Source organism: Pseudomonas sp. FW305-3-2-15-E-TSA4, assembly GCF_058787295.1.
The window spans coordinates 1-12,337 of the sequence record NZ_JBYSZP010000006.1 but is presented as its reverse complement, the minus strand read 5'-3'; the positions used below and the strand labels follow the sequence as shown (position 1 = coordinate 12,337).

At 61.7% G+C, this 12,337-nt stretch carries 10 protein-coding genes; 7 read left to right on the top strand and 3 right to left on the bottom strand.

The window, feature by feature from the left end; genetic code table 11:
- Window positions 1-9 precede the first annotated feature (9 nt).
- From AC3WMV_RS09650 to AC3WMV_RS09635, 4 genes are all read left to right on the top strand, one after another.
- Window positions 10-1,701, top strand: a complete 1,692-nt coding sequence (locus AC3WMV_RS09650; protein WP_207264505.1) for an ABC transporter ATP-binding protein — start codon at window positions 10-12, stop codon at window positions 1,699-1,701.
- Window positions 1,702-1,808: 107 nt separating this feature from the next.
- Entirely contained in the window at window positions 1,809-2,330 is a 522-nt protein-coding gene (locus tag AC3WMV_RS09645; RefSeq protein WP_097087755.1) for a DUF3455 domain-containing protein, read from the top strand.
- 228 nt (window positions 2,331-2,558) lie between these two features.
- On the top strand, window positions 2,559-3,092 hold the full coding sequence (locus tag AC3WMV_RS09640) for a sigma-70 family RNA polymerase sigma factor (RefSeq protein WP_103369739.1): 534 nt from the start codon (window positions 2,559-2,561) through the stop codon (window positions 3,090-3,092).
- Window positions 3,089-3,790 (top strand): anti-sigma factor, encoded by a 702-nt coding sequence (locus AC3WMV_RS09635; RefSeq protein WP_096797386.1) that lies wholly within the window; start codon window positions 3,089-3,091, stop codon window positions 3,788-3,790. Before AC3WMV_RS09640 ends, AC3WMV_RS09635 begins: the two co-directional genes overlap by 4 nt.
- A 7-nt stretch (window positions 3,791-3,797) precedes the next feature.
- On the opposite strand, the gene AC3WMV_RS09630 is transcribed toward AC3WMV_RS09635, so the two are convergent.
- Window positions 3,798-4,889: a DUF1615 domain-containing protein gene (locus AC3WMV_RS09630; RefSeq protein ID WP_103369738.1), complete on the bottom strand. Its 1,092-nt coding sequence runs from the start codon at window positions 4,887-4,889 to the stop codon at window positions 3,798-3,800.
- Window positions 4,890-5,213: 324 nt separating this feature from the next.
- Here AC3WMV_RS09630 and AC3WMV_RS09625 point away from each other — a divergent pair, with 324 nt between their 5' ends.
- Both AC3WMV_RS09625 and AC3WMV_RS09620 read left to right on the top strand, forming a co-directional pair.
- Window positions 5,214-7,418 carry a TonB-dependent receptor gene (locus AC3WMV_RS09625; RefSeq protein WP_103369737.1) on the top strand — a complete coding sequence of 735 codons (2,205 nt, stop codon included), beginning with the start codon at window positions 5,214-5,216 and terminating at the stop codon, window positions 7,416-7,418.
- A 211-nt stretch (window positions 7,419-7,629) separates the two neighbouring features.
- The gene (locus AC3WMV_RS09620) at window positions 7,630-9,165 is read left to right on the top strand and encodes an FAD-dependent oxidoreductase (protein WP_103369736.1); all 1,536 of its coding nucleotides are present in this window, start codon (window positions 7,630-7,632) and stop codon (window positions 9,163-9,165) included.
- Window positions 9,166-9,289: 124 nt separating this feature from the next.
- Here the strand turns inward: AC3WMV_RS09620 and hemB are convergent, their stop codons facing one another.
- Together hemB and AC3WMV_RS09610 are read right to left on the bottom strand one after the other, a co-directional pair.
- A complete protein-coding gene (gene hemB / locus AC3WMV_RS09615; protein WP_041074196.1) occupies window positions 9,290-10,264 on the bottom strand; it encodes a porphobilinogen synthase in 975 nt (324 codons plus the stop codon).
- Window positions 10,265-10,508: 244 nt separating this feature from the next.
- Window positions 10,509-11,207 (bottom strand): glutathione S-transferase family protein, encoded by a 699-nt coding sequence (locus AC3WMV_RS09610; RefSeq protein ID WP_103369742.1) that lies wholly within the window; start codon window positions 11,205-11,207, stop codon window positions 10,509-10,511.
- A 295-nt stretch (window positions 11,208-11,502) separates the two neighbouring features.
- On the opposite strand from AC3WMV_RS09610, the gene AC3WMV_RS09605 reads away from it, so the two are divergent.
- Window positions 11,503-12,177 (top strand): histidine phosphatase family protein, encoded by a 675-nt coding sequence (locus AC3WMV_RS09605; RefSeq protein ID WP_103369844.1) that lies wholly within the window; start codon window positions 11,503-11,505, stop codon window positions 12,175-12,177.
- The last annotated feature ends 160 nt before the right edge of the window (window positions 12,178-12,337 follow it).

Genomic DNA, 12,337 nt, shown 5'->3' with positions numbered 1-12,337 from the left:
GGAGCTGACATGAGCGACAACCTGATTGAAATCCGCGACCTGCGTGTCGCCTTCGCCGGGCAGGAAGTGGTGCACGGTCTGAACCTCGATATCCGCCGAGGCGAATGCCTGGCGCTGGTCGGCGAGTCCGGCTCGGGCAAGTCGGTCACGGCGCATTCGATTTTGCGTCTGCTGCCGGGCAAAACCGTCAGCAGCAGCGGTTCGATTGCTTACAACGGGGTGAACTTGCTGGACGCCAGCGAGCAGCAGATGCGCGGTTTGCGCGGTAACCGGATTGCGATGATTTTCCAGGAGCCGATGACCTCGCTCAATCCTCTGCACACCGTGGAGCGACAGGTCAGTGAAGTGCTGGAGATTCACAAGGGCCTCAAGGGTCGCGCCGCCCGTGAGCGCACGTTGGAGCTGCTGGAACTGGTGGGCATTCGCCAACCGCTGCAGCGTTTGAAAGCCTATCCGCATCAGCTCTCCGGCGGTCAGCGGCAACGGGTGATGATTGCAATGGCGCTGGCCAACGAACCGGAACTGCTGATCGCCGATGAGCCGACCACGGCGCTGGACGTGACCGTGCAGCAGAAGATTCTCGAGCTGCTGATCGAACTGCAACAGCGGCTCGGCATGTCGATGCTGCTGATCAGTCACGATCTGAATCTGGTGCGGCGCATCGCGCAACGGGTGTGCGTGATGCGCCACGGCGACATCGTCGAACAGGCTGACTGCGAGACCCTGTTTCGCGCGCCGCAGCACCCTTACAGCCGCTTGTTGATCGAAGCTGAACCGAGCGGTGCGCCGGTGCCGAGTCCGTACCAGCACAACCTGCTGGAAGTCGATGATCTGAAGGTCTGGTTTGCCCTGCCCAAGGGCTTGTTCAGTCGTTCGCAGGCGTACATCAAAGCGGTGGACGGGGTCAGTTTCCGCCTGCAACGCGGCAAAACGTTGGGAATTGTCGGCGAATCCGGTTCGGGCAAATCGACGCTGGGTCAGGCGATCCTGCGGCTGGTGGAATCCGAGGGCGATATCCGCTTCGGCAACAAGCAACTGAGCCTGCTCAATCAACGCTTGATGCGGCCATTGCGGCGGCAGATTCAGGTGGTGTTCCAGGACCCGTTCGGCAGCCTGAGTCCACGGATGTCGGTGCAGCAGATCATTGCCGAAGGGTTGCTGACCCACGGCATCGGCACCGAGGCCGAGCGCGAAGCTGCGGTGATTCGCGTGCTGGAGGAAGTCGGCCTCGACCCCAAGAGTCGTCATCGCTACCCCCACGAATTTTCCGGCGGCCAGCGCCAGCGCATCTCCATCGCCCGTGCACTGGTGCTGGAGCCGGCGCTGATCCTGCTCGACGAACCGACCTCGGCGCTGGATCGCACGGTGCAGAAACAAGTGGTGGACCTGTTGCGGCAACTGCAGATCAAGCATGGGCTGACCTATCTGTTCATCAGCCATGACCTGGCGGTGGTGCATGCGCTGGCCCATGACTTGCTGGTGATCAAGGATGGCAAGGTCGTGGAACAGGGTTCGTCGCGGGAGATTTTTGCCGCACCAACCCACCCCTACACCCAGGAACTGCTGAAAGCCTCCGGCCTCAAGCCCGCTGAAGCCCCCTGTGGGAGCTGGCTTGCCAGCGATGGCGTCGTGTCAGTCGACACTCATTTCACTGATACACCGCTATCGCTGGCAAGCCAGCTCCCACAGGTCCACAGGTAATTGAACAATATTTTTCAGGCACTGCATCCAAACGCCTCCGCCACGGGTAGTCCCTGTAACAGCCCTCTTCGGCTGTCAGCGGTCTACCCCTTTCGGAGATAACACTGATGAACTTCACTCAACTGATTGGCCTCACCGGTTTGCTCGCCCTGTCCTCGACAACCTTCGCCCAAAGCAGCTATCCCGATGCGATCAAAGTCCCGGAAGGCCACAAGATCGCGATGGAAACCACTGGCGTCGGCGAGATCACTTACGAATGCCGCGACAAGCCCAATGCCGCCGGGCAAACCGAATGGACCTTCGTCGGCCCGAAAGCGGTGCTCAATGATCGCAGCGGCAAGCAGGTCGGCACCTACTTCGGCCCGCCCGCCACCTGGCAGGCCAAAGATGGTTCGAAAGTCACCGGCACGCAATTGGCCGTCGCCCCGTCGAGCCCGGGCAACCTGCCCTATCAACTGGTCAAGGCCAACCCGACTGAAGGCAAAGGCGCGATGAGTGGCGTGAGCTACATCCAGCGTGTCGCGCTCAAGGGCGGCGTGGCACCGGGCAGTGAATGCACAGCAGCGAACAAGGGCAAGCAGGAAGTGGTGAAGTATCAGGCCGACTACATTTTCTGGGCGGCGAACTAGTTCCTTGATGTCCCTATGGGAGCGAACTTGTGGCGAGGGGATTCATCCCCGATGGGGCGCGAAGCGCCCCAAAATCCGGCAACTGCGGAGTCAGGCATTCACCGCAACCAACGGTTACGGCTGCTGTGCAGCCGGTCGGGGATGAATCCCCTCACCACAAAGGCTCGCTCCCACAGTAGAAGACTGTGTTGTCTGGATGTTTGAAGAATGTGAGCTAGATTGCACTTCATGTCTTTCCCTGAACCGCTGTTTGATTACGAAGCCCGTCTCGCTGCCTGTGCCCGCGGCGAGCAGTCGGCCCTGCGCGATTTGTACGTGCAGGAAGGCCCGCGCCTGCTCGGCGTGGCCAAGCGACTGGTACGTGACACGGCGCTGGCCGAAGACATCGTGCATGAGGCGTTTATCAAGATCTGGAACGCTGCGGCGCAATTTGATCCGGCGCGCGGTTCAGCGCGCGGCTGGATGTTCAGCGTGACCCGGCATCTGGCGTTGAACCAGCTGCGTGATCAAAGCCGGGAGACGCCGTTCAACGAAGAACACGATGCCGAGCCTGACGAGGACGCCTTCGATGTGCAGGGCCATTCGGCGCGGATCCATCGTTGTCTGGAACAACTCGACCCGCAGCGGCGAAGCTGCATCCTCCACGCTTATGTCGACGGCTACAGCCACGCGCAGATTTCCCAACGGTTGGGCACGCCGCTAGGCACGGTCAAAGCCTGGATCAAACGCAGCCTCAACGCTTTGCGGGAGTGCATGGGATGACCACTGAATCGGCGCAGGAACGTGATGAACTGGCCAGCGAGTACGTGCTCGGCACCCTGTCGGCGCCGGAGCGCGAAGCACTGCAACAGCGCTTGCCACACGACCCCGAACTGCAAGCAGCGGTGGATGCCTGGGAGCGACGCTTGCTCGACCTGACCGAATTTGCCGGGACGCAGCAGCCTTCGCCGCACTTATGGCCGCGCATCGAGCGCAGTGTCGAGCGGTTCGCGCAAAAAGCGCCGGCTGCGCCGTCAACCTCGTGGTGGAATCTGCTGCCGCTGTGGCGCGGCTTGAGTGCGGCCGGCTTGGTCGCCACATTGGTTTTGGGCTCGATCCTGCTGACCCAGACCACGCCGAAGCCGAATTATCTGGTGGTGCTGGTCGCGCCGCAGGACAAGGCGCCAGGCTGGGTGATTCAGGCCAGTAATCCACGGGAAATTCAGTTAATCCCGCTGGGCGTGGTCGAAGTGCCGGCGGACAAGGCGCTGGAGTTCTGGACCAAGGCTGACGGCTGGCAAGGGCCGGTGTCGCTGGGGCTGGTCAAACCGGGGCAGACGCTCTCGGTGCCGCTGGATAAATTGCCGCCGCTGCAACCGAATCAGCTGTTCGAGCTGACGCTGGAAGGCGCCAATGGCTCGCCGATCGGTAAACCAACCGGGCCGATTCAGGCCATTGGCCGAGCCGTCAAAGTGCTTTGAACCCGCGTCAACCGGCCTTGGCCATGCAGCGCTTGTAGCGCTCATCCACGCGTTTGGCGAACCACGCCGTGGTCAGCTTGCGGGTGATTTTCGGGCTCTGCAGCACAATCCCCGGCAACACCGCACGCGGCAGTTTTTTTCCCTCCGCTTGCTCCGCCAGTTCGAACACCCGCTGATAGAGTCTGGTCTCTTCGAACTCCAGGGTTTTGCCCTTCTCCAGTTGATCGCGAATGGTCGGGTTACGCATGCCCAGCGACTTGCCGAGGGTGCGCACCGCCAGTTCGGTGGTGCCAGGCATGATCGAATCGTAGCGAATCAAGTCGCCATCCAGCGCCAGCGGGATGCCCGAAGCTCGGCTGACCGCGTTCTGGAACGCGGCATTGCGGCTGGCGTACCAACCGGCATTGAAGTCGGCGAAGCGGTACAGCGGCTCGCGGTAACTCACCGGGTAGCCAAGTAAATGGGCGATGCCGAAGTACATGCCGCCACGGCGGGTGAACACTTCGTGGCGGATCGTGCCGTCTACCGGGTACGGATACTCCTTGGCGTGCTGCTCGGCGAATTCGATGCTGACCTGCATCGGTCCGGCGGTGTGTACCGGGTTGAAGCCGCCGAACAAGGTGCGGCCCATCGGCACTCTGCCGATGAAGTCGTCAAAAATGGCGCTGAGTTCTTTTTCACTGCGTGCCGCGTTCAGGCGTTCGCTGTAGGTCTTGCCGTTGGTGGAGCGCACTTGCAGAGCGCCACTGACCAACAGACTGGGAATATGCACTTTGGCGGCACGACGGTCGATTTCGTCGCGGGCGATCTTGCCCAGGCCCGGCACCGTGGGGTCTACCTGGAAGGTGGATTCCTGCTCGGCAACGGCCAGCACCGAACACAGATTCTGCGTGGTCGGGCTGATGTTCTGTGCGGCGAACGCGGCATAGATGTCGGTGGCCCAGCCTTGACGGTCGGGCACTTTGGCCGGCATCAGCCGCACTATTTCGGCTTTCACTTCAGCCGGCGCACGCGGTGCCGGCTCCTGGCTGCGCTGGCCGGCGCAACCGGCGAGCGCCAGCAGCGTGGCGAGGGTAATGACTAATCGAGGGGTGTGCATGGCGCTCCTTGGCGTGCGTTGAGGCGGGTTCACCATACGATCAAAGGGGTGACGCAGGCTAGGACTGTGACCTTTGTGGTGAGGGGATTTATCCCCGATGGACTTCGCAGCAGCCTTCCAATATCAAAGCGACCCGCTCCGCGCGTCATCGGGGATAAATCCCCTCACCACAGGTTTCCATTCGGAACCGAAAATTCAGCGAGATAAACAGTTTGCAAAACGTTACTGCGAACTCCTATCATTTGCACCTGGAGTCGTATTTGCGCAAGGAGTTCCCCGCGCCGTTCTAATTTTCTCACCGGCCGTACGCCTCCAGGTATCGACATGCCCGCTCCAGCTCGACTCGCCGTCCCGTTTCGCCCGACGCTTCTCGCCCTGCTATGCTCCCTGAGTGTCACCGCTCACGCTGCCGATGAAAACGGCAAGGCGCTGGTGCTCGACAACGTCAACATCAACGCCCAGGCACTGACGCCCAACGCCCTGCCCCCGGTCTACGCCGGTGGTCAGGTCGCCCTTGGTGGTCAACTCGGCGTGCTCGGCAATCAGGACATGATGGACGTGCCGTTCAGCGCCGCGTCGTACACCGAACAGCTGATTCAGGACCAGCAAGCGGAAAACGTTGCCGACGTGTTGCTCAATGATTCGTCGGTGCGTCAGGCCTCGGGTTTCTCCAACCAGGCGCAGGTGTTCATGATCCGCGGTCTGCCGCTGAACGGTGACGACATTTCCTATAACGGCCTGTACGGCGTGCTGCCCCGGCAGATCATTTCCACCGACGCCCTGGAGCGCGTGGAAGTGTTCAAAGGCCCCAACGCCTTCATCAACGGCGTGACGCCGACCGGCTCCGGCATCGGTGGTGGCGTCAACCTGCAGCCCAAGCGTGCCGGCGACGAGCCGCTGCGCCGCTACACCACCGATATCAACAGCGAAGGTCGCATCGGCCAGCACTTCGATATCGGCCAGCGCTTCGGCGAAGACAACCGCTTCGGCGCGCGGATCAACCTGTCGCAGCGCGAAGGCGACACCGGCATCGATCACGAAAACCAGCGCTCGAAACTGTTCAGCATCGGCCTCGATTATCGCGGTGACGCGCTGCGTATTTCCGGCGACTTCGCCTACCAGAAAGAACGCGTCAACGGCGGCCGCAACTCGGTCAACCTCGGCACCGCCACGCACATTCCGGACGCGCCGTCGGCCGACACCAACTACGCGCCGAAGTGGGGCTACACAGACATCGAAGACACCTTCGGCATGCTCCGCGCCGAATACGACCTGAACGACAACTGGACCGCGTACGTCGCCGGCGGCGCCAAGCACACCCGCGAAGTCGGGCGCTACAATTCGACCACGCTGGTGGGCAACAACGGCGCCTCCTACACCACCGGCTCGTTCATCCCCCACGACGAGGACAACACCAGCCTGATGGCCGGCCTGAACGGCAAGTTCAACACCGGCGCGGTCAGCCACAAGCTCAACTTCGGCCTCAGCGGTCTGTGGGCGGAACAGCGCAGCGCCTATGATTTCGACCTGACCAAGTACGCCAACAACATCTACCACCCGGTGGAAACGCCGTCGCCGGTCGGCAACTTTTCCGGCGGCGATCTCAATGACCCGGGCATCGTCGGCAAGACCTTCAACCGCAGCCTCGCGCTCTCCGACACCCTCGGTTTCTTCGATGATCGCCTGCTGATCACCGCTGGCCTGCGTCGCCAGCAACTGGTGGTGCAAGGCTACAACTACGCCAGTTACGGCAGCGGCAGCCGCAAGTCGAGCTACGACGAATCGATCACCACGCCGGTCTACGGCATCGTGTTCAAGCCGTGGGAGCATGTGTCGTTCTACGCCAACCACATCGAAGGCCTGGCCCAGGGGCCGACCTCGCCGACCAGCGCCGGCGGCTTGCGTGTGACCAACGGCAACGAAGTCTACGCACCGGCGCGCTCCAAGCAGACCGAGGCCGGGGTCAAGGTCGACATGGGCACTTACGGCGCGAGCCTGGGCGTCTATCGCATCGAGCAGCCGAGCGATGGCTACTGTGAAATCAACAGCGCCACCACCTGCACTTACGTGCGTGAAGGCGAGCAGATCAACAAAGGCGTAGAGATGAACGTGTTCGGCGAGCCGATCAATGGCCTGCGCCTGATCAGCGGCCTGACGCTGATGGACACCGAACTGCGCAACACCCAGAACGGCGCCAACGACGGCAACCGTGCCATTGGCGTGCCGAGCTTCCAGTTCAACGCTGGCGCCGACTGGGATGTACCGGGCCTGCAAGGCGTGGCGCTGAATGCGCGGATGCTGCGCACCGGTGGCCAGTATGCCGACGCGGCCAACAACCTCAGCCTGCCGAGCTGGAACCGCTTTGACGCCGGCGCGCGTTACGCCTTCAAGGTCTCGCAGAAAGACGTGACCCTGCGCCTGGGCGTGGAAAACCTGGCGAACAAGAAGTATTGGGAATCGGCGCAGGGCGGCTATCTGACCCAGGGTGAGCCACGGGTGGCGAAGTTGTCGGGCACGATCGATTTCTAAACCTCGCCGTGAAATGAAAAGGCCCCGCAGCTTTACCGTTGCGGGGCCTTTTTTATTTCTGCGGCGAGTTATAAGCCCCCTTCGCGAGCAGGCTCGCTCCCACATTGGGATGCGTTCGACTGTGGGAGCGAGCCTGCTCGCGAAGGGGCCGGCACTGGCTAGCCTTTCCATCTGATCCATACTTGCTGCACAGCCAACGGAGGACAGGCCCATGAACCGCAGCGACGTACTGATCATCGGCGCCGGCCCGACCGGTCTGGTGCTGGCCCTGTCGCTGAGCAAACTGGGCGTGCGCGTGCGCATCATCGACAAGACCTCCGCGCCCGGCACCACCTCACGAGCACTGGCGGTGCAGGCGCGCACCCTGGAGTTGTATCGCCAGCTGGACCTGGCCGACACCGTGGTGCGCAACGGCCACAAGGTCGCGGCGGCGAATTTCTGGGTCAAGGGCAAACCGGTCGCGCAGTTGCCGTTGCAGCGCATCGGCGAAGGCCTGACGCCCTACTCGTTCATCGAAATCTTCCCCCAGGACCAACACGAACAGCTCCTGCTCGAACGCCTCGAAGACTATGACGTGACGGTTGAGCGCAACACCGAGCTTGAGAGTTTCGAAGAAACCGGCGACGGCCTCACCGCGCACTTGCGCCTGCCCGATGGCGAACAGGAAATCTGCCAGGCCTGCTATCTGGCGGGATGTGATGGCGCCCGCTCAGTGGTGCGCAAAACCCTCGACACCGGTTTTCCCGGCGGCACCTATCAGCAGATTTTCTACGTCGCCGACGTCAAGGCCAGCGGCCCGGCGATGAACGGTGAGCTGCACCTGGATCTGGATGAAGCGGACTTCCTTGCGGTGTTTCCACTGGCCGGCGAAGGCCGCGCCCGACTGATCGGCACCGTGCGTGACGAACGTGCCGACCGCGCCGAAACCCTGCAATTTGCCGACGTCAGCAGCCGCGCCATCGAGCACCTGAAAGTGCACATCGACGAGGTCAACTGGTTCTCCACCTACCGCGTGCATCACCGCGTGGCCGAGCATTTTCGCAGCGGTCGGGCGTTTCTCCTCGGCGACGCCGCGCACGTGCACAGCCCCGCCGGCGGCCAGGGCATGAACACCGGCATCGGCGATGCGATCAACCTGGCCTGGAAACTCGCCGCCGTGCTCAACGGCAGCGCCACGGCGAAGCTGCTCGACACTTACGAAACCGAGCGCATCGCCTTCGCCCGGCGGCTGGTGTCGACCACCGACAAGGTGTTCAGTTTCGTCACCGCCGAGGGGCGCATCGCCGATTTGCTGCGCACGCGTCTGGCACCGTTTCTGATCCCGAAAATGGCCACGTTCGAGGCCAGCCGCGAGTTCCTCTTTCGCACGGTTTCGCAAGTCACCCTCAACTATCGCGGCATGCCGCTGAGCCAAGGCACGGCCGGCCACGTCCACGGCGGCGACCGCTTGCCGTGGGCGCATGATGGTGAGGGGGATAACTACGAACCGCTAAGGCAGCCTTGCTGGCAGGTGCACGTGTACGGCGACACCAGCGACGAGATGATCGCCTGGTGCAACGAACACCATCTGTCGCTGCACGTGTTCGACTGGCGGCCGGCGTTTGAAACGGCGGGATTGGGGCGTAACGGTTTTTACCTGTTGCGCCCGGATACGTATGTGGCGATTGCCGATAACAGTGCGGATCCGAAGGTGATCGAGCGGTACTTCCGGGATCACGGTATCCGGCCCTACTTCAACTTTCCGTGACCCTACACAGTCCCAATGTGGGAGCGGGCTTGCTCGCGAAGGCGTCGTGTCAGTCAACCTATTCGTTGCTGATACACCGCATTCGCGAGCAAGCCCGCTCCCACAGGGAGTTCTGCGGTGTCTGTCAGATCCCGGCCAGCGCCAGATCCATCGCAAAGTAGGTGAAGATCAGATCCGCCCCCGCACGCTTGATCGCGCCCAGGCTTTCGCGCACCACGCGATCCTCGTCGATTGCACCGGCCTGCGCGCCGAACTTGATCATCGCGTATTCGCCGCTGACCTGATACGCCGACAACGGCAGGTTCGAGGCTTCACGAATGTCGCGGATGATGTCGAGGTACGCACCGGCCGGTTTGACCATCAGCGCATCGGCGCCTTCCTGCTCGTCGAGCAGCGATTCGCGCAGGGCTTCGCGGCGGTTCATCGGGTTCATCTGGTAGCTTTTGCGATCACCTTTCAGCGCACTACCACCGGCTTCGCGGAACGGGCCATACAGCGCCGAGGCGAATTTGGTCGAGTAGGCCATGATCGGAATCTGGGTGAAACCGGCGGCGTCCAACGCCTGGCGGATCGCCCGCACCTGGCCGTCCATCGCCGCCGACGGGGCGATCACGTCAGCACCGGCACGCGCCGCGGCCACCGCCTGTTTACCAAGGTTGATCAGGGTCTGGTCGTTGTCGACTTCGTGGTTGTGCATCACGCCGCAGTGGCCGTGATCGGTGTATTCGCAGAAGCAGGTGTCGGACATCACGATCATTTCCGGCACGGCGTCCTTGGCAATCCGCGACATGCGCGAGACCAGTCCATCTTCGCGCCAGGTGTCGCTGCCGTTGGCGTCCAGGTGATGGGACACGCCAAAGGTCATTACCGACTTGATCCCGGCACGGGCATAACGCTCGATTTCACTGGCCAGCTTGCGCTCGGGAATGCGCATCACCCCCGGCATGCTCTTGATCGGCACGAAGTCGTCGATCTCTTCTTCGACGAAAATCGGCAGCACCAGATCATTCAGGCTGAACTCGGTTTCCTGGAACAGGCTGCGCAGGCTCGCATTGCGGCGCAGACGGCGGGGACGTGCTTCGGGGAACTGGCTGGACATGGGGCTTTCCTGAAATCGGAAGATGAGACGAAAGTCGTAGGGGGCGAAGCTTATGCCTTCGGTGGGCGCAGGTACAAACCTGGATCAATCAACAGTGCGTTACCAAGGACGCAATAATCTGCGGGCGTCATCACTATTCCTGTGGGAGCGGGCTTGCTCGCGAAGGAGGTGTATCAGAAAAAGACGTGTTGACTGACACGACGCCTTCGCGAGCAAGCCCGCTCCCACAGGGTTATGTGTGGCCTCAGGAAGGAATGGTCAACCCGCGCACCACAGCCGGGCGAGACAGAAAGCGCTCCAGCACCCGGGTCACGTTCGGGAAGTTGCTGATGCCCACTAGATCCCCCGCCTCGTAGAACCCGATCAGGTTGCGCACCCACGGAAACGTGGCGATGTCGGCGATGGTGTAGCGCTCGCCCATGATCCAGTCGCGACCTTCCAGGCGTTTGTCGAGCACGTTGAGCAGGCGCCTGCTCTCCTCGACATAGCGGTCACGCGGACGCTTGTCCTCGTAGTCCTTGCCGGCGAATTTGTTGAAGAAACCGAGCTGACCGAACATCGGGCCGATACCGCCCATCTGGAACATCAGCCACTGAATCGTCTCGTAGCGCAGCGCGCCCTCCTGGGCGAGCAACTGGTCGCTCTTGTCGGCGAGGTAGATCAGGATTGCGCCGGATTCGAACAGCGGCAGCGGCTGGTCTTGCGGGCCGTGGGGGTCGAGGATCGCCGGGATCTTGTTGTTGGGGTTCAGCGACAAAAATTCCGGGGACATCTGGTCTTGCGTGTCGAAACCCACGCGGTGCGGCTCGTAGGGCAGGCCGATCTCTTCGAGCATGATCGAGACCTTGACGCCGTTGGGGGTCGGCAGGGAATAGAGTTGAATCCAGTCGGGGTACTGCGCCGGCCATTTCTGGGTAATTTGGAACGCGGACAGATCGGTCATTGGAAACATCCAGTCACATGGGAAGCGCTGATCATAATGTAGGAGCTGCCGCAGGCTGCGATCTTTTGATTTGGTTTTCAGAAGCCAGACCAAAAGATCGCAGCCTGCGGCAGCTCCTACACGAACCGTAACATCTTGCGGGTACTGTGCATGAACCAAACCGGCTTCAGAGGACTCTGAGCTAAGCCCTTCGCAAAGGAAGCGCGACACACGACATGGACAACATCCGGTGCTGGGAGCCCGCGGTGTAAGGGTTGGTCAGCCCCAACCGAATTTGCTGAAGAACCTATATTCAATGACGAACCTCATGAGTTTCGCCAAACGTTTCAAACATCGCGCCTACGTGGCCCTGCCTTCGCTGCTGGCGGTCAGTGCATTGTTCCTGTCGCTGGAGTCGAGCCAGATTCGCGCGCAACCGGTGGACGGTACGCAGACGCTGGTCTTCCTGCGCCATGCGGAAAAGCCCGAGGGCGGCCTCGGCCAGCTCAATTGTCAGGGCCTGAATCGCGCCATCGACCTGTCGACCCTGTTGCCGGAAAAATTCGGCAAGGCCGATTATGTGTTCGCCGCCAACCCGACGCGCAATGTCGAGGAAGGCGAACTGGACAACTCCTACAGCTACATCCGTCCGTTAATGACCATCAGCCCCGCCGCGATCAAGCTAGGCCTGCCGGTGAACATCGAGTTTTCCGCCAACGACACCAGTGACCTGGCGCGCGAACTGACCGAAGACAAGTACCACAACTCAACGATCTACACCGCTTGGTCGCACGGCTACTTGCCGGAGCTGATCAACAAGGTCGCGGGCAAGGCCGTCGGCGAGAAGCAGACCATCACCGACGACTGGGCCTCAGGTGATTTCGATTCGCTGTACGTACTGACCCTTACCTGGCACAACGGCAAGGCCAGCCTGCAGAGCCACAGCTACAAGCAGGGGCTGGATAACGGCAAGGCGACCTGTCCGACTTGAGTGATTGGCTGCCTGTGCCGACCCTTTCGCGAGCAAGCCCGCTCCCACATTCGATCTGCGCAAATACCCTGTGGGAGCGGGCTTGAACTGGCCTAATGATTTTGGACACCTCAATCGGGCGCTATGATGGCGCCCAAATCTGAGGTGTTTGGATATGCGT

Coding starts and splice junctions, on each gene's coding strand:
- AC3WMV_RS09650 (WP_207264505.1), top strand. CDS start 10: ATGAGCGACAACCTGATTGAAATCCGCGACCTGCGTGTCGCCTTCGCC.
- AC3WMV_RS09625 (WP_103369737.1), top strand. CDS start 5,214: ATGCCCGCTCCAGCTCGACTCGCCGTCCCGTTTCGCCCGACGCTTCTC.
- hemB (WP_041074196.1), bottom strand. CDS start 10,264: ATGTCCAGCCAGTTCCCCGAAGCACGTCCCCGCCGTCTGCGCCGCAAT.
- AC3WMV_RS09640 (WP_103369739.1), top strand. CDS start 2,559: ATGTCTTTCCCTGAACCGCTGTTTGATTACGAAGCCCGTCTCGCTGCC.
- AC3WMV_RS09635 (WP_096797386.1), top strand. CDS start 3,089: ATGACCACTGAATCGGCGCAGGAACGTGATGAACTGGCCAGCGAGTAC.
- AC3WMV_RS09605 (WP_103369844.1), top strand. CDS start 11,503: ATGACGAACCTCATGAGTTTCGCCAAACGTTTCAAACATCGCGCCTAC.
- AC3WMV_RS09620 (WP_103369736.1), top strand. CDS start 7,630: ATGAACCGCAGCGACGTACTGATCATCGGCGCCGGCCCGACCGGTCTG.
- AC3WMV_RS09630 (WP_103369738.1), bottom strand. CDS start 4,889: ATGCACACCCCTCGATTAGTCATTACCCTCGCCACGCTGCTGGCGCTC.
- AC3WMV_RS09610 (WP_103369742.1), bottom strand. CDS start 11,207: ATGACCGATCTGTCCGCGTTCCAAATTACCCAGAAATGGCCGGCGCAG.
- AC3WMV_RS09645 (WP_097087755.1), top strand. CDS start 1,809: ATGAACTTCACTCAACTGATTGGCCTCACCGGTTTGCTCGCCCTGTCC.